The sequence below is a fragment of the Fluviicola sp. genome (assembly GCF_039596355.1).
Classification (GTDB): domain Bacteria; phylum Bacteroidota; class Bacteroidia; order Flavobacteriales_D; family Crocinitomicaceae; genus Fluviicola.
Genome location: NZ_JBCNJW010000006.1, coordinates 199493 through 223577 on the forward strand (window position 1 = coordinate 199493; position 24085 = coordinate 223577).

At 44.2% G+C, this 24085-nt stretch carries 25 protein-coding genes; 10 read left to right on the top strand and 15 right to left on the bottom strand.

What is annotated here, in order from left to right:
• Positions 1-71: 71 nt before the first annotated feature.
• The 5 genes from ABDV94_RS13180 to ABDV94_RS13200 all read right to left on the bottom strand — a co-directional run bounded on the left by ABDV94_RS13180 (position 72) and on the right by ABDV94_RS13200 (position 4115).
• The gene (locus ABDV94_RS13180; protein WP_343747659.1) at positions 72-626 is read right to left on the bottom strand and encodes a hypothetical protein; all 555 of its coding nucleotides are present in this window, start codon (positions 624-626) and stop codon (positions 72-74) included.
• Between the two features lie 86 nt (positions 627-712).
• Positions 713-1420, bottom strand: a complete 708-nt coding sequence (locus ABDV94_RS13185; RefSeq protein WP_343747660.1) for an ABC transporter ATP-binding protein — start codon at positions 1418-1420, stop codon at positions 713-715.
• The gene (locus ABDV94_RS13190; protein WP_343747661.1) at positions 1413-2390 is read right to left on the bottom strand and encodes an iron ABC transporter permease; all 978 of its coding nucleotides are present in this window, start codon (positions 2388-2390) and stop codon (positions 1413-1415) included. Before ABDV94_RS13190 ends, ABDV94_RS13185 begins: the two co-directional genes overlap by 8 nt.
• A gap of 4 nt (positions 2391-2394) precedes the next feature.
• Complete coding sequence (locus ABDV94_RS13195) at positions 2395-3495, bottom strand: ABC transporter substrate-binding protein (protein WP_343747662.1); 1101 nt, start codon at positions 3493-3495, stop codon at positions 2395-2397.
• Positions 3492-4115 (bottom strand): FMN-binding negative transcriptional regulator, encoded by a 624-nt coding sequence (locus ABDV94_RS13200; RefSeq protein WP_343747663.1) that lies wholly within the window; start codon positions 4113-4115, stop codon positions 3492-3494. The genes ABDV94_RS13195 and ABDV94_RS13200 overlap by 4 nt, the downstream gene beginning before the upstream one ends.
• Before the next feature lie 64 nt (positions 4116-4179).
• Here ABDV94_RS13200 and ABDV94_RS13205 point away from each other — a divergent pair, with 64 nt between their 5' ends.
• Positions 4180-5403: a DEAD/DEAH box helicase gene (locus ABDV94_RS13205; RefSeq protein ID WP_343747664.1), complete on the top strand. Its 1224-nt coding sequence runs from the start codon at positions 4180-4182 to the stop codon at positions 5401-5403.
• A 102-nt stretch (positions 5404-5505) separates the two neighbouring features.
• Here ABDV94_RS13205 and ABDV94_RS13210 read toward each other — a convergent pair whose 3' ends face one another.
• The 3 genes from ABDV94_RS13210 to sppA all read right to left on the bottom strand — a co-directional run bounded on the left by ABDV94_RS13210 (position 5506) and on the right by sppA (position 9093).
• Positions 5506-5922: a hypothetical protein gene (locus tag ABDV94_RS13210; RefSeq protein WP_343747665.1), complete on the bottom strand. Its 417-nt coding sequence runs from the start codon at positions 5920-5922 to the stop codon at positions 5506-5508.
• 270 nt (positions 5923-6192) lie between these two features.
• Positions 6193-7203 carry a UDP-N-acetylmuramate dehydrogenase gene (gene murB, locus ABDV94_RS13215; protein WP_343747666.1) on the bottom strand — a complete coding sequence of 337 codons (1011 nt, stop codon included), beginning with the start codon at positions 7201-7203 and terminating at the stop codon, positions 6193-6195.
• Between the two features lie 171 nt (positions 7204-7374).
• Positions 7375-9093, bottom strand: coding sequence for a signal peptide peptidase SppA (gene sppA / locus ABDV94_RS13220; RefSeq protein ID WP_343747667.1), 1719 nt, complete (start codon positions 9091-9093; stop codon positions 7375-7377).
• On the opposite strand from sppA, the gene ABDV94_RS13225 reads away from it, so the two are divergent.
• The 4 genes from ABDV94_RS13225 (at position 9092) to ABDV94_RS13240 (ending at position 12317) form a co-directional block, all read left to right on the top strand.
• Positions 9092-9280 (top strand): hypothetical protein, encoded by a 189-nt coding sequence (locus ABDV94_RS13225; RefSeq protein ID WP_343747668.1) that lies wholly within the window; start codon positions 9092-9094, stop codon positions 9278-9280. The genes sppA and ABDV94_RS13225 overlap by 2 nt on opposite strands.
• A complete protein-coding gene (gene folK, locus ABDV94_RS13230; RefSeq protein WP_343747669.1) occupies positions 9252-9788 on the top strand; it encodes a 2-amino-4-hydroxy-6-hydroxymethyldihydropteridine diphosphokinase in 537 nt (178 codons plus the stop codon). Before ABDV94_RS13225 ends, folK begins: the two co-directional genes overlap by 29 nt.
• Positions 9789-9868: 80 nt before the next feature.
• Complete coding sequence (locus ABDV94_RS13235; protein WP_343747670.1) at positions 9869-11566, top strand: tetratricopeptide repeat protein; 1698 nt, start codon at positions 9869-9871, stop codon at positions 11564-11566.
• Positions 11567-11660: 94 nt separating this feature from the next.
• The gene (locus ABDV94_RS13240) at positions 11661-12317 is read left to right on the top strand and encodes a hypothetical protein (RefSeq protein ID WP_343747671.1); all 657 of its coding nucleotides are present in this window, start codon (positions 11661-11663) and stop codon (positions 12315-12317) included.
• Between the two features lie 77 nt (positions 12318-12394).
• On the opposite strand, the gene ABDV94_RS13245 is transcribed toward ABDV94_RS13240, so the two are convergent.
• Positions 12395-13234, bottom strand: coding sequence for an OmpA family protein (locus ABDV94_RS13245; RefSeq protein WP_343747672.1), 840 nt, complete (start codon positions 13232-13234; stop codon positions 12395-12397).
• Between the two features lie 68 nt (positions 13235-13302).
• Between ABDV94_RS13245 and ABDV94_RS13250 the strand changes: the two genes are divergently transcribed.
• The 4 genes from ABDV94_RS13250 (at position 13303) to ABDV94_RS13265 (ending at position 17272) form a co-directional block, all read left to right on the top strand.
• The gene (locus ABDV94_RS13250) at positions 13303-13833 is read left to right on the top strand and encodes a glutathione peroxidase (protein WP_343747673.1); all 531 of its coding nucleotides are present in this window, start codon (positions 13303-13305) and stop codon (positions 13831-13833) included.
• A gap of 182 nt (positions 13834-14015) precedes the next feature.
• A complete protein-coding gene (gyrB, locus tag ABDV94_RS13255; RefSeq protein WP_343747674.1) occupies positions 14016-15968 on the top strand; it encodes a DNA topoisomerase (ATP-hydrolyzing) subunit B in 1953 nt (650 codons plus the stop codon).
• An 81-nt stretch (positions 15969-16049) separates the two neighbouring features.
• On the top strand, positions 16050-16655 hold the full coding sequence (locus ABDV94_RS13260; protein WP_343747675.1) for a hypothetical protein: 606 nt from the start codon (positions 16050-16052) through the stop codon (positions 16653-16655).
• A complete protein-coding gene (locus ABDV94_RS13265; RefSeq protein ID WP_343747676.1) occupies positions 16652-17272 on the top strand; it encodes a CoA pyrophosphatase in 621 nt (206 codons plus the stop codon). The genes ABDV94_RS13260 and ABDV94_RS13265 overlap by 4 nt, the downstream gene beginning before the upstream one ends.
• Before the next feature lie 149 nt (positions 17273-17421).
• Here the strand turns inward: ABDV94_RS13265 and ABDV94_RS13270 are convergent, their stop codons facing one another.
• From ABDV94_RS13270 to ABDV94_RS13295, 6 genes are all read right to left on the bottom strand, one after another.
• Complete coding sequence (locus ABDV94_RS13270) at positions 17422-18909, bottom strand: DUF5723 family protein (protein WP_343747677.1); 1488 nt, start codon at positions 18907-18909, stop codon at positions 17422-17424.
• Between the two features lie 237 nt (positions 18910-19146).
• The gene (locus tag ABDV94_RS13275) at positions 19147-20043 is read right to left on the bottom strand and encodes a metal ABC transporter permease (RefSeq protein WP_343747678.1); all 897 of its coding nucleotides are present in this window, start codon (positions 20041-20043) and stop codon (positions 19147-19149) included.
• Positions 20033-20872: a metal ABC transporter permease gene (locus ABDV94_RS13280; protein ID WP_343747679.1), complete on the bottom strand. Its 840-nt coding sequence runs from the start codon at positions 20870-20872 to the stop codon at positions 20033-20035. The genes ABDV94_RS13275 and ABDV94_RS13280 overlap by 11 nt, the downstream gene beginning before the upstream one ends.
• Position 20873: 1 nt before the next feature.
• Positions 20874-21602 (bottom strand): metal ABC transporter ATP-binding protein, encoded by a 729-nt coding sequence (locus ABDV94_RS13285; protein ID WP_343747680.1) that lies wholly within the window; start codon positions 21600-21602, stop codon positions 20874-20876.
• Entirely contained in the window at positions 21599-22501 is a 903-nt protein-coding gene (locus tag ABDV94_RS13290) for a zinc ABC transporter substrate-binding protein (RefSeq protein WP_343747681.1), read from the bottom strand. Before ABDV94_RS13290 ends, ABDV94_RS13285 begins: the two co-directional genes overlap by 4 nt.
• The gene (locus tag ABDV94_RS13295; protein ID WP_343747682.1) at positions 22498-23160 is read right to left on the bottom strand and encodes a metal-dependent transcriptional regulator; all 663 of its coding nucleotides are present in this window, start codon (positions 23158-23160) and stop codon (positions 22498-22500) included. Before ABDV94_RS13295 ends, ABDV94_RS13290 begins: the two co-directional genes overlap by 4 nt.
• Positions 23161-23304: 144 nt before the next feature.
• On the opposite strand from ABDV94_RS13295, the gene ABDV94_RS13300 reads away from it, so the two are divergent.
• Positions 23305-23724, top strand: a complete 420-nt coding sequence (locus ABDV94_RS13300) for a nucleoside-diphosphate kinase (protein ID WP_343747684.1) — start codon at positions 23305-23307, stop codon at positions 23722-23724.
• Positions 23725-24085 lie beyond the last annotated feature (361 nt).

Here is a 24085-nt window from a genome sequence, read left to right on the forward strand (position 1 = left end):
AAATCATGGAGACAAATATAAAATTTTAGACTAGGATTATCACGTAAAAAAACAGCTTCTAAAATACCTAACTAATAAGAAGTGTAATAATACTTTACGAGCATTTGTCCTTGATTCATTTTATAATTTCCAGCTTTATATAAAATATAGGATCCACCATTATCAACCAAAATATCATTTTCTAATTCAAAATAGAAATTATTGTAATTCTTTAATAATTCTTTGTACTCTTCTTCTGTAAGGGATTCTTTATCAATGATAAGACTCATATCAAAAGTAATGCTTGTAGTTACTGGATTTTCGGGCGTTGCAAGTACTAAATTAGTACCAAAAAAAATACCTCCACCAGGATTTTGACTAGTACTCCAAATACACCAATTGTCAGCAAAAACCTCACTTTGCCATTTCACTTCCCCACCACAAATCACCTGATACCTATAGAAACATAGAGTTATATAGGTGACAAAGGTTCCGCACGGCCTTTCCTGAGCTCCATTTGGGTCTTCCCCAGGTTCAATTACCATCAAGTTTAAGCCTTGTTCCATTCTTAACTGTAAAATAGAATCGCTTTGAGAGAATACTCCAAAAGGAGTTAGTGTAAATAAAAGATAAATGATTGTTTTCATAGTGTTTAGATTAAATTTCACGTCTTATGACATTCTAAAATTTAAGAACGGCAAACACGTGAAAAAGGTTGGTCCCAGATTCAAAATTACCTGATTCCGAAAGCTCTTTTCACCAGTTCGTCATGGCTGATTTTCCCGAATGATTTCAATTCCTGCGTGTCTTTTTCAATAATCAGCATCCGGGAGCAATATTCGATGCAAAAATCAATATCGTGCGATGCAATGATGACCAGGCGATTGCTTTCTTCGGCAATTTTTCCTAGCAAAGACATCACTTCTTTCTTGGTCGGGTAATCCAAAAACGCGGTAGGTTCATCCAACAGGATAATGGGCGTTTCCTGGATCAGTGCTTTGGCAATTCCGGCGCGCTGGCGTTCACCGTCACTGAGGGTCGAAGTGGATTGATCCAGCAACGAAGTTAAGTGAAGTAAATCGGCGTATTTCCGAACCACTTCCTTATCACTTTCAGATAAACGCCCGGTGAAATTCGTGTAGGTATGTCGACCTAATTCGAGGTATTCATTCACTTTCAGGTAGTCAAAACCTAAAAAATGGTTATCAACCAGTGTAATCACTTTTGCCCGCTCCACCGGCTTCAGATCGTTCCAGTTTTGATTTCCCGCCAGCACTTTTCCATTGGGAAATTTCCCCCGGATCAACCAATCCATCAACGTCGATTTCCCGGAACCGTTTGCTCCGATTAATGCCGCGAACTCCCCTTTTTCGAGCTCCAATTCCGGAATCCGGTACAGCATTTTCGCATGCCCGATCGTGCAGTTTTCAAACTTAAGCATTGCGGATATTCTTTAACAGGAGAAACAAAACAACCGGCGCGCCAAGCAAAGCGGTCAAACTATTAATCGGTAGAACCATAACCGGTTCGAATAGGCGGATCATCAACGCGCAAAAGACCATCACACTCGCCCCGATCAATCCGGAAGCCAAAAGCAGGTGACCATGATTGGCCGTTTTATAGTACATGCGTACCAGGTTCGGAACAATCAAGCCCACAAAACCGATCGGGCCACAGAAAGCAGTCACCAATCCCGTCAGAAGTGAAACCACGAGTAGTACACTCCAACGCGTTCGTTTTACGCGAACTCCCAAAATCTCCGCCGATTTTTCGCCCAGAACCAATGCGTTGAGCGGTTTGGTCAGAAAAAATGCCGCCATGATTCCAAAGAAGAACAACAAGGCGATCAACGGAATCTGTTCGATACTCACCTGCTGCAATGATCCCATTCCCCAGATCGAAAAAGCTTTCACACTGTTCGCATCGGCTTTCATCAGGATGATATTGGTAATCGCGGAAACGAAAGTACCAAGCATCATACCGACCAGCAAAAGCGATACCATCGAACGAACCCGCGTGGCAATAAGCAAAATCAGCAATCCGAAAACAAGCGCCCCGATCGTTGCAGAAATCGTAATTCCGAGATCCAGCACTTCCAGTCCCAAAAACGAACTTCCCATAATGGTAAGTGCTACCATCAGGTGCGAACCGGAAGTGAGCCCGAGAATCGACGGACCCGCCAGGGGATTATTGAGCATCGTCTGCAACAACAACCCACAAACAGAGAGCGCAAAACCAGAAATAATGGCAATAAACACTTCCGGAATCCGGTAAATAACAAACAGGTTCCAGGCGTTCTGATCGCTCGAATCAAAAAAAGAAAACCAGGCATCTTCTCCATGCGGATAGCCGATCGTCACAACTGTGATGACCAGGAACAAAACAGACGATACCAGGTGTTTCTTCCACATATGCTTACTTCAGCTGGCGGTAAAAATGATACTTCGCGTCTTTGTCTCCTCGTGCGATATGCACAAAGTCTTCCAGCAACCAATGCGGATTTACCGGGCTGCTTTCCCAGAAATAATTCGAATTGTGTGTATACGTGAAGACTTTCCCGTGTTTTACGGTATGGAAATACTGAAATTTCGGATTGAGTTCAAACAACTTTTTGAAAGTCGGTGCTTCCGCATTGATCCATACATCGCATTGCTGATCGTCGTTGAAAACCTGCTCAAACGTTAGGCTCAGACTCGCTGTTCCGTCTGTGTTTTTATAGAAATAATCCATTCCGGCATCTTTCATGATTCCCGCCATGAATGATTTTCCGGCGGGCGCATACCACACATCTCCGACCAATCCGCCGCAAATCACCTTTTTATGTTGCTTGATCGCTTTTGCTTCTTTCTCCATTTTCAGGTATGCTTCTTCCACCTTCGAAAAATAAGCATCGGCTTCTTCGTTCTTATCAACCAGTGCTCCGAACACTTTGATCCATTCGGCTTTTCCAAGCGGGTGCATTTCTTCCCAATCGTAGTTTGCCATGCACACCACATGCAATTGCGCAAATTTGTCTTCATTTGGAAAAGGCTGACCGAAACCGCTGAAAACAATCACTGAGATCTTCGCTTTCAAAACGGCATCCGGCGTTAACCCGGTTTCATAACCCGCCGTAATGACCTGCCCGGAGCGAATACGCTTCAGCAACATTTTATTGGAAATGTATTGTTCTTCCGTCGTTGCTTTCACCGTTTCCACACTCTTGATTGCGTCCAGCATTCCGACAAATGACGTTGAAAGCGCCGCCATATTCTGAACCGGAACTTCGATAATTTTCACCCCGGAAGGGCGTTTCATTTTGGAATTGCGCGGAATCAACGCATAACGACTTTCCACTTTCAGGCTTTTCGGATTTTTGATGATTAGTTCCTTGTAGCCCACTTTCTGTTCAATCGATACCAAACGTGCATACCGGAAACCTTTGACATCGTTTTGTGAATCATCGGAATCTGTTTTTTTGGTCGTACAGGAAAAAAGAATCGTAAAAAGGGTTAAGCCTGCTAAAAGTATTTTCATTGGATGGGGCATTTGGTGTGTTTCATGGCTTCTGCCAATTGTTTTTCTTCATAAGTCCGGGTCGAGAGATCATCCACAATCCGTTTAAAATCAACTTCATTGCGGTTTTGCGACAGCTTGAACGCTGCTTCTGTTTGCCGGATTTCAAGCCGGAAACCCACAATTTCTTTTTTGTACGCTTCGATCAGGTCTGCAGGCCATACATCCATGTGAACCTTGTGAACCCGCCGGGATTCGAACCCATCGACCAATTGCGGAAGGTGTTCCTGGAGTTCCAAATCATTCAAAACTTCGAGTTTTCCGCTTACGTGAACCGCCTGGTAATTGTATGTCGGGACATTGGTGTGGGTGTAAACCGAAGAAGAGATATAGCCGTGTGTACCCAGCACAATCAGTTTCCCCTGACCTGCCGCCGCTATTGCCGCTACGATCTCATTTTCAGATGCTACATGAAATTCCAGTTGCTTGATTGTTTCTCCGAAACGGCAGGTAAATGGGACATGTACGAGGACAGGAAATCCGCCAGCCCCGTTCACAGCCAACGTTCCGAAAGGATGCTGCTGTAAAAATTCCAGGATTAGCTTTTGATCTTTTATCTCAAACTCAGTTGGAATATACATAAAGCAAATATACACTTTCGGGAGCAACTGAGATAATTGGATTAACTTTGTAAAAAACTGTCCGATGCGATTTTCTGATTATCCCATTTCTCAAACGATCAAAGACCAGCTGGAAGCACTTGGCTACAAACGGCCGACTGATATCCAGTTCAAAGCAATTTCACCGATCCTGAACGGAGAAGATGTATTTGGAATTGCACAAACAGGAACAGGAAAAACAGCGGCTTTCGCTATTCCGATTATTCACATACTGAGTACATCGAAAGCCAAAACGAAAAGTCCGCGCTGCATCGTTATGGCTCCTACCCGGGAATTGGCAGAACAGATCAAACAAGCATTTGAAAGCATCGCGAAAGGTTCGGACATTCGCATTACGGCTATTTTAGGCGGATTGGAACAGGACAAACAAATCAAGGAACTGAAACGCGGAACCGACGTAGTTGTTGCTACTCCGGGGCGTGTTTTCGATTTGCGTTCGCAGGGATATCTTTCCCTGGACTCGATTCGATTCCTGGTACTTGATGAAGCCGACCGCATGCTGGATCTCGGTTTTGCACATGACATGAAGGCCATTCACAAGCTTTCGCCTCAAAAGAACCGTCAAACCCTGTTTTTTTCGGCAACAATCGATAAAAAGATCAAGGCGCTGGCTTACGACCTGGTAAGAGATGCCATCCGGATCCAGATTTCTCCGAAAGACCCGGTTTCCAAGAATATTGAGCATGGTTTCTTCCGCGTTGAAATGGATGACAAGCGTTTCTTTCTCGAAAACATCGTCAAAGAATACGAGGAGTTGAAATACGTGGTGTTTGTCCGTACCAAGGTGCGTTGCGAACGTGTGGTTGCAGCGATGGAGCGTGTGGGTGTACATGCAGAAGCATTACACGGGGGCATTGAACAGAAAGAACGCTTCCTGGTTTTGGAACGCTTCAAGTCGGGAGAAAACAAAATCCTGATCACAACTGACGTTGCCGCACGGGGAATTGACATCCAGGGCGTTGACTACGTCATCAATTACGATTTGCCGGATCAGGCAGAACAATACGTACATCGCATCGGGCGAACCGGCCGTGGTGAAAATAAGGGGCAAGCTCTTTCTTTCTGCAGCAAGGAAGAAGAACCGCTATTAGAAGAAATTGAACTTTACCTCGGCTACGACATCGAAGAGATTGAAATCAGCAAAGGGGATTACTCCGCGATCCTGAAAGATACGGAAGATACAACCTACAACTGGCAAAAACTCCTCGACGACGCCAACGACGAAGACGGTACGAAGGATAAATGGTAAATTATTCATTACGAGTTCCGAATAACCTAATTCCGAGTGGAATGAATGTTGTTTAAACACACGCAATTCGTTCCGCCGTGGCGGACATAATTCGTAATTCAATTACTTGCACGAAACCAGATCAAACTGCCGGTCTAGCTGCGACAGTTGCTGATCCATTTCGTTCCAGGAAAACAATTCTACATACAAACCAGTGGTAGAATCGAACACCGTCACACGGCGGTCTTTCTGACGGTATGCGTCATATGCTTTCGCATTAAACAGTTGTCTTTGTGAACGCAGCACCATCTGACCGTCTGCAAAACGGTAGGATTGTGCCATGACGTAGTTCAGTTTTGACAACTTCAACAGATCCTTTTCCAATTCCAGGCGCTCCGGGGTAGAAAAATTGGCCTGGATCAGGCGCTGGGTAACCGGTGCGCAATCGGAAAATTTTTGAATGAGGGTAACGGTGTTAGCTTGAGAGAATCCTACAAAGCTTATCAGCAGAAAAGCGAAAAAAATCGGAGTAGTTTTCATAGCAGTGTGTTTTAAGATGATCTCAACAATGGGTTTCATTATTGACTATCTAAAAGCTATGAACTCTCCGGCTAAAAATCAAGTTTGTGTATTTTCAAACAAATCCACTCAGTCAAACAACCCGCTTATTTACTGATATTCACAATTCACACCCAAAAAGACGCAATTCACCCTAAAGCATACTTTATTCGTTAGGCATGCATAAATATTCGATCAAAAGCAGATTTTAATCATTTGAACCGTAAAAATTCCGATAACCGATTTTAAGGATCACAAAATGTTCACTTCACGTTCGAGTGTGACACCAAATTTGGTTTGAATGTCTTCGATGATTGCAGTAGACAGATCGTAAATTTCACTTCCTGTTGCTCCGCCGTAATTCACCAATACCAACGCCTGCTTTTCGTGTACACCGCAATCTCCGACGCGCTTTCCTTTCCAGCCTGCTTTTTCGATCAGCCAGCCGGCTGCCAGTTTCTCATCTCCTGATTCCTGCGGATAATGCGGCGCATCCGGATACTGTTGCTGCAAGGGCTCAAAAACAGCTTTCGATACAACCGGGTTTTTGAAGAAGCTCCCTGCATTTCCCAACACTTTCGGATCCGGCAATTTACTTCTGCGGATATTCATTACCGCCTGACTCACCGTATCAACGGTTGCTTCCTGCACGCCCATTGCTTCCATTTCAGACTGGATAGCTCCGTAGGAGGTGTTGATTTTCGGATGTTTGGTAAGTCGGTATGAAACGGAAACAATCACGTATTGATCTTTCAACGCACGCTTGAACACACTCTCGCGGTAACCGAATGCGCACTGCTCCTTGTTGAAGGTATGCAGTTCCAGCGAATCAATGTGGAGCGCTTCGAGCGAAACGAAGGTATCTTTGATTTCCGCACCGTATGCCCCGATATTCTGCATCGGGCTTGCTCCTACGCTTCCGGGAATCAAACTCATATTTTCAATTCCGCCCAATCCCTGCTCAACGGTATGACGCACAAAGGCATGCCACTCCACACCCGATCCAACTTTCATGATTACCTCCTCATCGGTTTCATGAATGGTCTCGATTCCCAGAATCTCGTTGCGTAATACGAAAAACGGAAGATCTTTCGTCAGCAGGATATTGCTTCCTCCTCCCAAAATCAACAGGGGAATTTCGCGGTTGCGTTCATTTAGCAATACTTTCAATTCTTCCAGCGATCCAAAACGACCGAAAGCAAGTGCTTTCACGTCAATTCCAAAGGTGTTGTATGGCTTTAGAGAAATGTTGTGCTCAATCATGGTGCAAAATTAACACAATTGAATCGAGAATGTAAAATTGACAATTGAAAAGTGACTTCAACTACGCCCAGCCTCCTTTTTCAATGAGTGATTCAAACGGAAAAGAAAAAAGGTGGTCTTCAGCATCAGCCTACTCAACCACCTTTTCAATGTTACATTTTCAATGCTCAATTAATGAAGATCAATCTCGTAAGGCATGCGCATCTGGATTCCAGTATACGATTCCAGCTTCATCAGCCTTTTCGTCAAATCGTCAATTACTTTCGGAACTGCCTGCTGTTTGATTTTCAGCGATTCGCGGTCTTCCTGTGACAACTGCTCCAGGATTTCCTCAAACGGATCTTCTTTCACTTTCGGGTAGTAACGTACTTTCGGATCTTTCACTTTCGCTTCTTTGATTGCAAAAGCCAATGCATCGTTCAAACCTCCCAGTTTATCCACCAAACCGATTTTCAAGGCATCCGTTCCGGTCCACACACGACCACGCGCAATGCGCTGTACCTGTTCGGTTGTCATTCCACGTCCATCAGCCACACGCTTCTTGAACTGCAGGTAAATCTGGTCTACTTCTGCCTGGATCAATGCCAGTTCTTCCGGAGTCAGTTTGCGGTTGGTCGACAGCACGCTGTGCTTGTTTGTCTGAACGCGGTCGAATGTCAATCCGAGTTTGTTTTCCATGAATCCCCCCGTGTACGGAATCACTCCGAAAACCCCGATGGAACCTGTAATGGTTGTTGGCTCGGCAAAAATCGTCGATGCCGGAGATGAAACGTAATATCCTCCCGAAGCAGCCACATCTCCCATGGAAACAATCACTTTCTTTTTCTTCGTAGTGAGGGAAACTTCCCGCCAGATTTCGTCGGACGCCAGGGCGCTTCCTCCCGGACTATTTACGCGGAACACCACCACTTTAATATCGTCATCATTACGTACTTCGCGGAAGTATTTACAGATTTTATCAGAAGTCATTTCGTCACCGTTCACGGTAATTCCTCCTTCTCCGACAATCACTGCCACATTTGCCTTGGTAGACATTTCGAAAGCCAGCTGTTTGTTTTTGAATCCTTTGGCAGCGTATTCCTCAAAAGACATGATGTCTTTCAAATCTTTCAGTTTCGATTTTTTCAGGATGATTTCTTCTACTTCGTCGCGGTATTTCGATGCATCAATCAATTTCAGACGAACCGCATCATCCACACGCTGAATCTTCGCATTCTCAGCAATGTCGTTCAATGCCGCAGCACTGATTTTACGGTCTGCCGCAATCTGAGTGCGTACATCTTCCCAAATCGAAGCCATATAACGCTGTGTCTGCAAACGGCTTGAATCACTCATATTCGTTCTGAAATACGGCTCTACCGCACTTTTGAAATCGTTGTTGGACCCGCGAATCACCTGCATTTCGATTCCCAGTTTGTCGAAGGTGTTTTTCAGGAACATCAATTCCCCGCCCAGACCAACAAATTCCATTGCCGATGTGGAGAAACCATAGATTTCATCTGCAACAGAACTAATGTAATACTGTTTCTGAGTGATTACTTCCCCGTTCAGGTAAGCTACCAGGAATTTTCCCGACTTTTTGAAATCTTTCAGCGCACTGCGGATTTCCATTGCTGTTGCGTAACCGCATTGTACATTATCCAATTCGAGGTAGATTCCTTTCACCTGCTTGTCATCTTTTGCTTTTTCAAGACCTGTGAGAATATCAGCCAATCCGATTTTTTTATCCATTGAAAAACTGGAAACATTGAGGGAAGACGAACCACGTTCTCCGATCTCTCCGCTCAGTGTCATATGTAATACGCTCGTATCTTTGACTTCCGGCTCACTGCTGAACATGGAACCGAAAACAATCAGCCAGAAAATCCATCCCAAAACGGACAGAATCATGGAGGCAATCAATGAAGGCCAAAATACGCGCCAAAAAGAAATTTTAACTGTAGACATAGATTTAACTTTGAAACAAATATACGTTCAAAAGAAAAGTGATTCCCCCTTTAATGATGTAAGTTATCTTTACTCCCTCAAAAGGATCAAAAATGGTTTAAATGGTAAATCAGGAAAAGAAGCACTTTAATGAACTCATTTACATCGGAGTGGGCACCAATCTGGGTGATAAAATGGCCAATATCCGCTGCGCGGCCGCTGAATTGAATGCCCACGGTATTCGTGTGATCCGTTCTGCCTCGATATATGAAACACCGCCCTGGGGTTTTGAAACGGACGAATGGTTTTTGAATACTGTTTTCGAATGTACAACTGAATCAGGTCCTCATGATTGTTTAAAAGCCCTCCAATTTGTGGAAAAAAAAATGGGACGCGAAAGAAGCCTCAAAGAAGGGTACGAATCACGGATCATCGACCTCGACATCTTATTATTTAAAGACCTGAAGATCAACAGTCCCGAATTACAGGTTCCGCACCCGTATATTACTGAAAGACAGTTCGTAATCATTCCGATGCAGGAATTAACCGGAGATTTTTTCTTTCACTCCCTGGAACATCATTTCGAAGAACTAAAAAATCAATCCGAAAGTGGAGAAATTCCATTCGTCGTTCATAATCCGCCACTTGTCAATGAATAAATGCCGATTTATCTTCATAGGTTAAAAAAAATCATTATTATTGCAAGGAATTTTATTAAGGTAGTAACTAACAATTGAATATGAAAAAGCAAAGTATCAAAGGATTAGCTTTTTTCGCTGTAGCTGGTTCGCTTGTATCCAGTTGTGATCTGTTGAAGGATGTGGATTATACCGTAACTCCAAGCCCTCTTGAGATGCACGCTGACAGTGTACGCGTAAAAGTTGACGTTAAAATCCCGGAGAAAGGGATCAAGAAGAAAGTGTCCGCTGAAATCACTCCGAAATTGGCTGGAGTTCCGTTAAAAACGGTTACAATCCAGGGAGAGAAAGCAACAGCGAATGGTACAGTAATTCCATACAAACCAGGAGGAACAATGACATACACAGATGTGATTGCTTACAAACCTGAGTTTGAATACACGGAATTAATCGTAACTGGAAAAGTATTCAAAGGAGGTAAAGAGAAGACCGGTAAATTTGAGGATAAAGAAATCGCAAAAGGTACAATCATCACTCCATACCTGGTAAACAAAGATTTCAAGTGTACTTACGCAAAAGATGAGTTCAAACGTGTAAACGAGAAAACAACTGCTGCGCAAATCAACTACTTGAAAGGAAAATACGACGTTCGTAAAACGGAGTTGAAAGATGCAGATATCGTAGATTTAGGAACATGGTTGGCAGCTGCTCAATCTAACCCGAAAATCAACATCAAGTCTATCAACATTACGGGTTACGCATCTCCTGAAGGGGAAGTTGCTTTCAACGACAACTTGTCTACAGACCGTGCAAATTCAGCAAAAACTGCGACAGTTGACGTTGCTAAGAAAGCTAAAAACGAGAAAGCATCAGGTGAGATTTACAACCTGGCTGGTCGTGGTGAGGATTTCGACGGATTCAAAGTTCAGTTGGCTAAAAACACATCTATCAAGCAAGAAGATAAGGATTTGATCCTGCGTGTTCTTCAGATGTATGCTGATCCGAATCAGCGTGAGACTGAAATGAGAAACTTAGGAAAATCGTTCACTGAGTTGGATAAAAACATTTTCCCATTGTTGCGTCGTGCTGAAATCAGCGTCGTTTTCGATTTGACAGGATACTCTGACGATGAATTGAAAGCAATCTCTGTTTCTGATCCACAAAAACTGACTTTGGAAGAATTGTTGTTCACAGCTACTTTGACTGATGATCTGAACGAAAAACTGCGTCTGTACAAAGAAGCAGAGAAAAAAGATCCGTCTGACTACCGTGCAGCTAACAACGTAGGTGTTGTATTGTACAACCAGGGGAAAGTTGCTGAAGCGAAATCCCAGTTCGAGAAAGCAAACGGATTGAAAGACAACCCGATCTCTAAAAACAACTTAGGTGCTGTTGCAGGAGTTAGCGGAGACCGTAAAAAAGCTGCTGAATTGTTCGCTCAGGCTGGTTCCAGCGAAGATGTAAGCTACAACAAAGGAATTATCGCTATCCAAAACGGAAAATACTCTGAAGCAGTAAGCGCGTTTGGAAGCAAAGCATCTTTCAACAAAGCATTGGCTCAATTGTTGAACGGTGATGCTGCTGCAGCAATCAGCACAATCGATAATTCGAACGATAAAGAATCAGGACAAGGATACTACCTGAAAGCAATTGCTGCTGCTCGTCAAAGCAAATTGACTGACCTGGTTAGCAACTTGAAAAACGCAATCGGTAAAGATGCGGCATGGAAAGCTAAAGCTGCTAAAGACCGTGAGTTCTTGAAGTACGCTGAAGACGCTTCTTTGTCATTCATCAAGTAAGAATCGAATTTCTGAAATACAGAACCCTGACTTCCGAAAGGAACGTCAGGGTTTTTTCATTATATTTATGCTACCAATATTCAAATCTACTATTATGAATTCCATTTTCTTACGCGCAAAACACTGGCAGATTTTCGTTCCGCTGATCGCCATTCCATTTGTCGTCATGATGATCTTCGGAATCATTGTCGGAGTGTATGTGATAAACCACCAACCACAAAGACCGGAAGACATGGCCTGGATTTTCTACCTCATGCCTTTCATCATGGCAGCTACAGGGTTTGTTCAATTCGCGTGGACATGGAATGTTCTCACCAAACTCAGCAAACTGATTCCACAGGAGAAGGTCTACATGCCTTCCGGAAGAATCAAAACATTTTTCATCATCCCGGTGGTTTACCTTTGTATTGTTCCCTTGTTCGGAGCATTCATGATATCCAACATCGGGCGCGCCGAACACGGTGATCCCTCCGGAATCTTCAGCATGTTCCTGCTCGGACTACTCATCTTTTTCATGCACCTGTTCAGTATTTTCTGCATGCTCCACACCTTCTACTTCATCGCAAAAACCATTCGTGTGGCGGAAACGCAACAGAACGCGACATTTTCGGATTTTGCAGGCGATTTTTTCCTGACCTGGTTTTTCCCGGTCGGAATCTGGTTCCTGCAACCGCGTATCAATAAACTGATTGAGAACGAATCACCGGCTCCAGATGAAATCGATGAGTATCACGGTTTGATCGACGGGTAATCAATGTGAAAATGTCGGAAACAACCGTTGAATCGGTTGGAATCCTTGCATCTTGTTTCGGACCGGAGCATCAAAAGCTATATGAACTCGAAATCGACGCGCCTGTTTAATTGTTTCCCTTCAGATGAGTGATTGTCCCCGACAGGAACTTTTTCTCCCTTAAAATCGATTACAATCCGGTCGCGCTTCAACCCGGCTTTGACGAAATAATCGATAATGGCCTGGGCACGTCGTTCGGAAAGTCCGTCGTTGTATTGATCCGAACCATCTGCATCGGTATGCCCCGTGACGCGGATTCGTAAATCGGAATGACTATTGATGATGTACACAATCTTCTGCAAAAAAGGATCGTATTCCGAACGGATTTCTGATTTATCGTAATCAAAATAAATCGGTTCGAATTGGAAGTTTTTGCGTTCGGCATCGCGCACTTCTTTGGATTTTCTTCCGTTCCGGATATCTTCCGCAAAGATCGGTCTCCAGGATTGAAGTTCTAACATGGTTTTGTCCCGCGAGACGGTTTCATTGACCTTGAAACAAACTACTTTTCCTGAAACACCCTTGCATTCCAGGCTGGAATATTTTCCCTGCAGGTAACCGGTCGAATCGACCAATGCCAGGTCGAAATCCAGCATGCACCAACGGGTTCCGTATACATCTTTCTTTTTCAGAATGGTTGCTTGTTTCGCTTTTACGGAATTTCCCTTCTTCTCTACTTTCAGCGTGCGGACTGCGTATCCGTCTTTTCCACTCATTTCTTCCCGGGAGATCGGATCTTTCCCGAAATCGAAATATATAATGCTCGCCTGTTCCGGTTTTTGGCCATCTTTGATCAACAGTCCCTTCCACACTCCATCGATCTGGGCGCACAGAAGTCCGGAAACAAACAGCGAAAAAATGACCAATTGAAGTTTCATGTGTACTTATTCGTTAATTTTAATAAAAAGTTGCCTTTAATCTGAAAAAGAACTGATAAATTAAATCTATGAAAACAGTATTATCTATTTTGTTGCTGCTCGTTGCATTCACGGGCACCAGTCAGACGATCTACGACTTTAAAGTTACCGATATTGATGGAAATGAATTCAATCTGGCTTCTTTAAAGGGAAAAAAGGTGATGATCGTTAACACAGCATCCAAGTGTGGGCTGACTCCTCAGTATGAAGAACTGGAGAAATTGTACAAAACGTACAAAGACAGCAATTTTGTAATCGTCGGGTTTCCATCCAACGACTTCATGTCTCAGGAACCGGGAACAGACCAGGAAATCAAAGCATTCTGTTCTAAAAACTACGGTGTGAGTTTCCCGATGATGAGCAAGATCGAAGTGAAAGGAAAAGACAAGCATCCGCTGTACCAATTCCTGACTGAAAAATCGAAAAACGGTTATTCCGACAACTCTGTGAAATGGAACTTCCAGAAGTACCTGATCAACGAACAGGGAAAATTGGTCAAGGTCATTTCGCCGTCTACCAAACCGATGGATCAGGAGATTATTTCCTGGATCCGTTCATAGGAATTCCAATCAACAATTTGAATCAAAAAAAGCCGCGTTTATGACGTGGCTTTTTTGTTGTTATTTCGTTAATATTTTGTTGATAAATACTGGTGTTTTAACCCTTTTTGGCTCAGAAAACGGCTTGAATTTCGTATATTTGTTCTGCACTGAAAAAGTGCGTTTTTTAAGCAACTTTATTTATGAGCGAAGAAAAAAAGAATCAGGATTATTCCGCGGATAACATACAGGTATTAGAAGGTCTGGAGGCGGTTCGTAAACGTCCGGCGATGTATATCGGGGATGTGGGCGTTAAAGGTCTTCACCACCTTGTTTACGAGGTCGTGGATAACTCCATCGATGAGGCGTTGGCTGGTCATTGTGATACCATCGATGTCTGGATCAATGAAGACAATTCCATTACTGTTAAAGATAACGGCCGGGGGATTCCGACGGCTATGCACACCAAGGAGAAAAAGTCGGCACTGGAAGTGGTAATGACAGTGCTCCACGCCGGCGGTAAATTTGATAAAGACACGTACAAGGTTTCCGGTGGTTTGCACGGGGTTGGGGTTTCGTGTGTGAACGCATTGTCTATTCACATGCGCACGGAGGTTCACCGCGAAGGAAAGGTTTTCGAACAGGAGTATTCCATCGGGAAGCCGCTCTACGATGTAAGAGAAATCGGAACTTCTGATACAACAGGAACTATTCAGACCTTCAAACCGGATGATACGATTTTCGAATTCACAGAATATAACTACGACACTTTGTGTGCACGTATGCGTGAATTGGCATTCCTGAACAAAGGAATTACCATCACCATTACCGACAAGCGGGAAGTAGACGAAAACGGGAAAGAAACTTCCAATGTATTCCATTCCGAAGGGGGATTGCGCGAGTTTGCACAATACCTGGATCGCAACCGTGAACCGCTGATCGCAGATGTGATCTATTTCGAAGGGGAACGTGAAGGAATTCCGGTAGAAGTTGCCTTGACATACAATACGTCTTACACGGAGAATATCCAGGCGTATGTCAACAACATCAACACGCACGAAGGTGGAACACACCTTTCCGGTTTCCGTCGCGGTTTGACGAATACCTTGAAAAAATACGCAACTGACAGCGGGATGCTGGCGAAAGAAAAAATCGAAATTGACGGGGACGATTTCCGCGAGGGGTTGACTGCTGTTGTTTCTGTAAAAGTAGCTGAGCCGCAATTCGAAGGTCAGACGAAAACAAAATTGGGTAACAGAGAAGTAACTGCTCCGGTTTCCCAGGGGGTTTCCGAAATGTTAACCATTTACCTGGAAGAACACCCGGCTGAAGCAAAGATTATCGTTGACAAAGTCATTCTTGCAGCAAGAGCGCGCCACGCAGCACGTAAAGCACGTGAAATGGTACAGCGTAAGAATGTGATGTCCGGATCAGGTTTACCTGGAAAACTGGCCGACTGTTCTGAAAAAGATCCTGCGGTTTGTGAGATTTACCTGGTCGAGGGAGACTCGGCGGGTGGAACTGCAAAACAAGGACGTGATCGTATGTTCCAGGCAATTATGCCGCTTCGGGGGAAAATCCTGAACGTGGAAAAAGCGATGCAGCACAAGATTTTTGAGAACGAAGAGATCAAAAACATCTACACTGCACTGGGAGTACGTATCGGAACGGAAGATGATTCCAAAGCCCTGAATCTCGAAAAACTGCGCTACCACAAGATCATCATCATGTGTGATGCCGACGTGGATGGTTCTCACATTGAGACATTGATTTTGACGTTCTTCTTCCGATACATGAAGGAACTGATCGAAAAAGGATATATCTACATTGCAACCCCGCCTTTGTACCAGGTGAAAAAAGGAACCAAAGCGGAATACGCATGGACGGAAGATCAACGCGACCGTTTGATCGGTGAATTGAAAGGTTCCGGATCTGATTCTTCTGTAAACGTACAACGATACAAAGGTTTGGGTGAGATGAATGCAGAACAGCTGTGGGATACAACGATGAATCCGGAGCACAGAACACTGCGCCAGGTAACCATCGAAAATGCAGCTGAGTGTGACCAAATCTTCTCCATGCTGATGGGAGATGAAGTTCCGCCAAGACGTGAATTCATTGAAAAGAATGCGAAATACGCAAAAATCGATATCTAAAAAACAACAAGCCCTGACGATCCTGTCAGGGCTTTTTTTATCTTTATCCTGAATCAATTTTAGTCAAACGAAATCAATTGTATGCGTTATCGGTTATTGCTCCTGCTTGTTCCCTTTATCCTCATGGGAGGCTGTGTGGATTATGACAAGGAAAACAAGGAGGTCAGAGAAGATTTCAAAAAGAATCACTACAATTTCACATTGGATAAAACCATCAAATACGAAGGGATTTCATTCAAGATTCCGAAGCATTTCAAACGGTATTATTCGCACGATTTCACGATCAAAAATTCTTCCATTACCCGAACGAGCAATGCTCTGAATATCTTTTTTTCGGTTGAGCGTTTCTCCAAGTCCGACCTACACCGCAGCTTTGTCTCCGATTTCGTGATCAAAGACGATTTATTGAATACTTTCCAGGATGCCTACGTTTGGCGCAGATTCACCTCTCTTGACAACGGCGGGATTTCGATTAAGAAGGAATTACCGAAGAACCTGAAGCAAAAAGGAGTGATTCAAACAGTAGCCGGAGACGGTGAATATACCGGAATGACGTATTACGCCACGGCTACCATCCGGATTAAAGACAATTACTACGTTTTCCAATGGATCACCAATAAATCCATCATGAATTACACCTACGACGATTTTGAACGGATTTTGAAAAGTGTGAAGCAAGCAAAATGACATATGCCGATTTAATTGAGAAGTTTTCAGGAGAATTACCGGGCGAAAGTTCACACCTGGCTTTTATGCCTTTCCGGGGAAGTTCCAGGGAACAAATTCAGCAGGGAGTCTCTTACCGCGATGCGGCGGTAGCCATTATTTTATTCCACAACGAAGAAAACACGCTGTCTACGATCGTTACACAGCGCCAGCAATACGATGGCTCACACAGCGGACAAATCAGCTTTCCCGGCGGAAAAAAAGAAGCAGATGATCCGGATTTGACTTACACGGCCATCCGCGAATGCTTTGAAGAAATCGGAATTGATGCCGGGTCATTCGAATTGTTAAAAGAACTGACTCCCCTGTTCGTTCCGGTCAGTAAATTCCTGATTACGCCTTTTGTATTCTACTCCACACAAAAATCCTTTCAATACAACCGTTCCGAGCGGGAAGTCGCCGAAATTTATGAGCTGGATCTTCCGGCGCTTTACAAACCGGAATCCGTCGTGCAGCTCGATATTCCGCTGAACAAAGAATTCATTATGAAAAATGTACCCCACTTCAAGCAGGGAGACATTCTCATCTGGGGCGCAACCGCGCTGATCTTAAACGAGCTGAAGGATATTCTAAGGTAATATGCTAAAACAGAGAGATCGTGCATGCTGTTCTTCCCCGTGGAGGAAAAAATTCAAAGGGTTCAACAGTTAACACACTCCTCTCCCGCTTCAAACTGCTTATAGTAAATCACATTTCAAATCGCCAGAATGCTCTTACAAGACGTATCCTAAAACCGGAATCGCGCAAATCCTAAGGCTCCCGAAACACTGGTTCCGTCTTTCAGGAAGAAGCTCAAAGCATCACGTGAAGCAATTCCACATTCGTATGCCCCGTCTTTGATAATGAAGGTCAATCCCAAAGGCATGTTGTTTTTGTAAATTCCTCCTCCGTAATACCCGATGCTCAATTGCAGCCATTTCACCGGCAGAATGTCTCCACCAAAAGAATAAACCGGATTTTGAATCGATCCCGGGTTGTTTTTGTTAAACGGCGCTACGACATCAAAGCCCAAACGCAGGTATTTAATCGGCTCGTAGCTCACGCCGAAGCGGAAATCGGAAGCATTGATCACCGTGTATTTCTGTTCGCCTTCCAGGGTCAGCAAACCGTTGTCGCGCACCAACTGGTTGACCGTCTGCGTGATGTTGTTTCCGTTCAGACCACCTAACTCAAAAGAGGTGAACAAGGTGTCTTTCACTTTGTACACGTTTCTTTTGTAGGTCACCGAACCGATATTGTTTACTGCAACCGCTACGCGCAGTTTATTGAAGAGAATCATACTTGCAGAAAGATCAATTCCGTAACCTGTTCCCATCACCGGTGCCATTCCTTTGCTTTTCTGCTGCATAGCATTGGATCCGCTCACGTTTCCGTAGTTGATATCAAAGGTCGGAGTGATGGAAGTATACATCCGCAATCCGTCATTGTCTGAAGTCATACTGAACATCGCCATCGACGTGATCAGGCGCGCTCCTACTCCCCCATACAATTCAAACACGGAGTCTTTTCCGAACAATTTGCGTCCGTAACCGATGTTGTAGCTTCTGCTCCACAATAACTGAATCTGCGTTCCTTTCGTCAGGTCACTGATCCGGATCGGAACATTCAGTGATCCACGCACCACGTGGTTCAAAGTGTCTTGAGAAATCGATGCATTGTTTGCAATGCGGGAGGTATCCGAACCGTAAACAACTGTCAGGGAATCAAAGATGGAAGATAATTTTCCGCGGAAAAGCAGGTCAGTTGTCTGAGAATTCAGTTTGGAATACCAGCTGTAGCTTTCGCGGATATTGAACGCAATTCCACCCAGTTTTTTTCCGTAGTAGGAAAACCCGAACCAGTTGTAATCAAAGTTAATGGCAACACCTGCTTCCGCATAATCTCCCACTGCTTCCATCTGTCTTTTGTAGTCGATTTCACTCGGATTTTTATGCTGTGCGGCCTGGTAAAGTGTTGAAGTAAGGTTCTGAAGTTTTTTGGAACTCAATGAATCGGAGGAAATCCCGAATGCAAATTCTGAAGTTCCGGTGGTGAACTTTTTCCCGGCATACCGCGGTCTCCAACCCAGCGCGGAAGTATTGATTCCCAATGCATGGTAATCGGTCACAAAAGGCGTAGCAACTCCTTTACCGACTGTTGGGAAGGCAACTCCCTGGGTTTGAGAAAATGATACGGAAATGGATAAAAGGGCCAGGAGCAATAATTTAATCTTCATAAGTGCGTAGTTGTTGCAGAATGTTCGCTAAAGAAACGAAAAAAAGCCGCACTACCAACCAACAGAAAACAAAAAGAGGAGTAAATTCTATGTAACTTACTCCTCTTTTTGCTAAACCATGCTAAAACTATAAAACCCAAAACTAACAACTATGAAAATTGTTGTTCTTGAATACAAAGGTACACCAGATTATTGAATCTACAACTTTTGATTTCTTTTTTTTGTTCCAATAAATGCTTAATTCTTGAAGTCTTGAAATTTCAGATTGTTTTCTTTTACAGTATAATCTGCCTTTCTTTTGTATGGTGAAAGTACTACCGAAATGAGAAAAATCAAGCCGTTCACACATACGATCAGTGGAGAAATAGAGATATTGATCCATTTTCCAAGGAACACTCCAAGGATGCAAGATACTATTCCTATGCATGCAGCATAACAAAAAGTACGACTCAAAGTCTTGGAAAATTGCAATGCCGTTGCCGCCGGAAGCACCAATAATCCGACAACCAGGATCACTCCCACGCTTTCAAAACTCAACACGGCGTGAATACTCAGCAACAACATCAGGATCAACTGGAAAAGCCGGGTAGGAATTCCGATAAAGGACCCGAATTGCGGGTTGAATGCCCAAACTTTCCAGCCTTTGAACCCGAATATGATGACCACCAGCAGGACGATCGTTAGCGGAAGCAGCTGAAGAATAGCCCGCGTTCCATAGAGGTATCCGCCTACAATGACCTGATCCAGGATGGAGGTTTCCAGATCGCCATACAAGACACATTCCTGATCCAGGTCGCTGTTCTTTCCGGCAAAAAGGGCAATCAGCAGCACGCCCGCTGCGAACAGGAAGGTAAATGTAAATCCGATTGCCGCATCTTCCTGGATCTGCCATTTCCTTCTCAGGAAATCAATCAGAAAGGTGGTTAAGAATCCCGTAGCGGCTGCTCCCAAAAGCATTGGCCCGGAATCCCGTGTTCCGCTGAGCAGATAGGCGACCACAATTCCTGGTAAAACGGCGTGTGAAATGGCGTCTCCGACCATCACCAGGCTTTTAGAAACGAGCAAAACGCCCAGCAGCGATGCAGGAATTGCAACGGAGCAGGCTGTTAAGATCATCAATACATCATTTTCCATGGCTTTTCCGTTTGGTTTGAAGTTTGACTGTGAGTGCAATCACGATTGCACAGGTGCTCAACACCATGATGATGCACGGGCCGGTAGGAATGTTGGTTCCCAAAATGGAAATGTAGGAGCCCAACAGGGATGAACATGTTCCCAAAGTTAAGGCAACGAGCAACATCCGGTTCAAGCGGTAGGTCAGCATTCGTGCAGATAGTACAGGAATAATCAGCAATGCCGACATGAGCACCACTCCGACTGCCTGTACCCCCATCGCGACTACGAGGATTGTCATCGAATTCAGTATAAAGTCGTTCCAACGCAGCGAAAATCCTTTGCTGATCATGAATTCCCGGTTAAATGCAAAACTGTACATCACCCGGTAGCGCAACACAACGGCAATTACGATAACCGCCGAAACGCCCAGGAATAAATACAAATCGCGGATGTCGAGCGCGGCAATTTTCCCGAACAGGAAATCACTCAGCCCGGCCTGGCCGTCATCCGGTCTTCCCTGAATGTAGGACAACAAGGCCAGTCCGAACGCGAAAAACATACTGAGTGTAGCGGCTACAATCGTATCGGATTTCAGTTTGGTTTTACGTTGCAGCCAGGAAATCTGTTGTGTGGCAAACCATCCGGCGCAGAAAGCTCCGAGCATCAAAATCCACGTAGTGCGTTGTCCGGAAAGCATGTATGCCAGTACAATTCCGGGAAGTATCGAATGGGAAATGGCATCACCGATCAGGGACTTCTTCTGCAGAAAGGTGAATGTTCCCACCAAAGCCGCACAGATTCCGATCAGCGCCGTTCCGATAAATACGATCCAAATACTTAAATCCATGTTATTTCTTATTCAACAGAAAGCTCATTCCGTATGCTTTCTCAATGTTCTCTGGTTTCAGCACATCTTCCTGTGCACCGCTTGCGATCAATTTTTTGTTCAACAGGATCACATCGTCAAAGTATTGAGCTACGACTGACAAATCGTGGTGTACAATCACAATGGTCTTGCCGGCATCGCGCAGTTTACGGACAATCGCCAGAATTGCTTCCTGTGATGCCATATCGATTCCCACAAACGGTTCATCCATAATAATCAGTTCGGCTTCCTGCGCCAATGCTCTTGCCAGGAAAACACGTTGCTGCTGTCCGCCGGAAAGTTGTCCGATCTGCCGGGTCGAAAATTCTGACAATTGCACTTTCTTCAAGGTCTCTTTTACGATTTCCTTGTCTGCAGAGGTCGTTCTCGCCCACCATTTTCTGGGTGTAATCCGTCCCATTTCGACCACTTCGGCTACCGTGATCGGGAAATCCCAATCGATGGATTCGCGTTGCGGCACGTAAGCAATTTTCGAGCGGAATTTTTCAAAACTGCTATCGAAAAAAGAAACCTTTCCTTGTTTTACGGGAATGATTCCCAGGATTCCTTTCAGGAACGTGGATTTTCCGGATCCGTTCGGCCCGATAATCCCGGTTATTCTTCCGGCATTTACCGTTACCGAAATATGATCCAAAGCGAGCATTTCGCGGTAAAAAACCGTCAAATCAGTCACTTCTATTGCTTTTCTCATTTCAAACCGTCTTTAATCGCATTAACATTATGGGTCAGCATCCCGATATAAGTGTCTGCCCCGCTTCCTTCAGAACCCAGCGCATCGGAGAAAAGTGTTCCCCCGATTTTGACGTGATATCCTTTTCTTTTCACCGAATTGAGCACACTGTTCAGGGCTTTCGGACTCACGGAGTTTTCTACGAAAATTGCTTTGACCTGGTGTTCGACAATGAAATCGACCAGGTTTACCACGTCTCTGACTCCCGGTTCCTGGGAAGTAGATACCCCTTGAAGGGCTTTTACTTCGATATCGAATGTGCGTCCGAAGTAATGAAATGCATCGTGGGAAGTGATCAAGATCCGGTGTGCTTTCGGAACTTTTGCCAGTTCACTTCTCAATGCTGCCGTTTCCGACTCCACTTTTTGTAGAAAACGGTAGAAATTTTCGCGGAACTCCAGTTCGTACTCTGGGTATAATTCAATCAGTTTATCTACGACTCCATTCATGGCCTGAATCCAGGAGTCTGTATCAAACCACACGTGCGGATCGGGCGTGATCTGGTCGGTATATAAGATTTTCGTTTGTGGAAATTCGGTCTGAAAAGAAACAACGGCTTTTCGTTCGGATAAGCGTTCGAACAATTCCGCCATTTTTCCTTCCAGGTGAAAACCGGTATACACAACGAGTTTTGCGTCGTTCAACAAGCTCACATCACTGGGTCTCGGATTGTAGGTATGCGGATCCACTCCGGGGCCCATCAACGATTTCACAATCAAACGGTCTCCCACCACCTGGCGCACGCAGTCGGCAACAATGGAAGTAGAGCACACAATCAGTTTCTCATTCTCTTCCCGCTGCCGGATTCTGCATCCAAGCAGTAAAAACAATCCGATCGTTACACAAACAAAACTTCTCATAGTTGTTTCACCGAAATTTGTTTTGAAACCGTACTTGAAAACTGCACTTGTTTTCCTTTGAGGTCAATCAGGATCGATCCGTCGAAACTCAACTTGTCGAGCACTTCGATCTGTGTTCCCAGATTCAACCCGATTTTACTGAGATACTGAAGGAATTCCGTTTGATCATCTTCCACGCCCATAATAATTGCCCTGGTTCCGGGTGTTGCTTCAGAAAGCAGGATTCTATTGGCTGCAATTTCGATCTTACCGTCTTTTCCCGGAATCGGTTCTCCGTGCGGATCTACTTTCGGGAAACCTAAAAACTCATCAAGTCTATTGGTGAGCTCCGTCGACTGAATGTGTTCCAATTGTTCTGCAATCTCGTGAACTTCTTCCCAGCCAAAATGCAGTTTATCGACCAGGAATGTTTCCCACAACCGGTGTTTACGGATGATGGCTAAAGCGCAGGAACTTCCCAAAGCGGTCAACTGGCAGCCCTGGTATTTTTGATACTCCAGCAAATTCTTCTCTCCAAGCTTTTTGAGCATGTCTGTTACCGAGGATGCTTTGGTGCACATCTTCTCGGCCAGATCATTGGTTGAAATAGGTCCTTTTCCCTCCTGGCTCAATGTAAAAATGGCCTTGAGATAGTTTTCTTCGCTTTGTGTTAACTTCAAGTTCTTTGTTTTTACAAATTTAAAAACTTTTTTAGACATATCTAAAAAAACAAATTGAAAGATTTGATTTATAGGGTACAAAGCTTGGATCTTTTTGAGAAAATAGTTGTACTTTTGCACCGAAATTTATTTAAACAAAACAAGATGTCAGGTAACAGAACCTTTACAATGTTGAAACCAGATGCGATCGAAAACGGTCACATGGGAAAAATTATTGATATGATTATCCAGGCTGGATTTTCAATCAAAGCAATGAAATTCACTCGTTTAACTGAGGATCAGGCGAAAAAATTCTACGAAGTTCACGCTGAGCGTCCATTCTACGGTGAATTGGTTGAGTACATGACATCCGGACCGATTGTTGCGGCTATTCTTGAGAAAGACAATGCAGTTGCTGATTTCCGTGCTTTGATCGGAGCTACAGATCCAGCTGAAGCTGCGGAAGGAACAATCCGTAAGTACTACGCAGAGTCTAAAGGAAGAAACGCGGTTCATGGATCTGATTCTGATGAGAATGCTGAAATCGAAGGAAAATTCCACTTTACAGCTGCTGAGATTTTCTAATCACTCCAGTTGATACGAATTGAAAGCCTTACTTTTTAGTGAGGCTTTTTTTGTGGTGAGAATTTTCTTTTGAATCAATTCTAGCTTAATGAAGTGGTACTGGTCTTCTTCATTCTATTCTTCTGAATCATCCATGCAGAATAGCCTGAATGGGCCTCTCTGTGGATTTCTCTTCTGTATGGAAGAAACAACCTTTTGATCTATTCTTTCGATACAGCCAGGCGATTTTGCAGGGATATTTTGCGCAATATCGTCTAAGCTTTGTATTCCCGTCCCCATATTGGGAAATTGGGAATTCGGGTTATTGGCCGGGTTGTTTCAGGGGCAGGGAAAAGTAGCAAGTTTAGGGCATAAAAAAAGC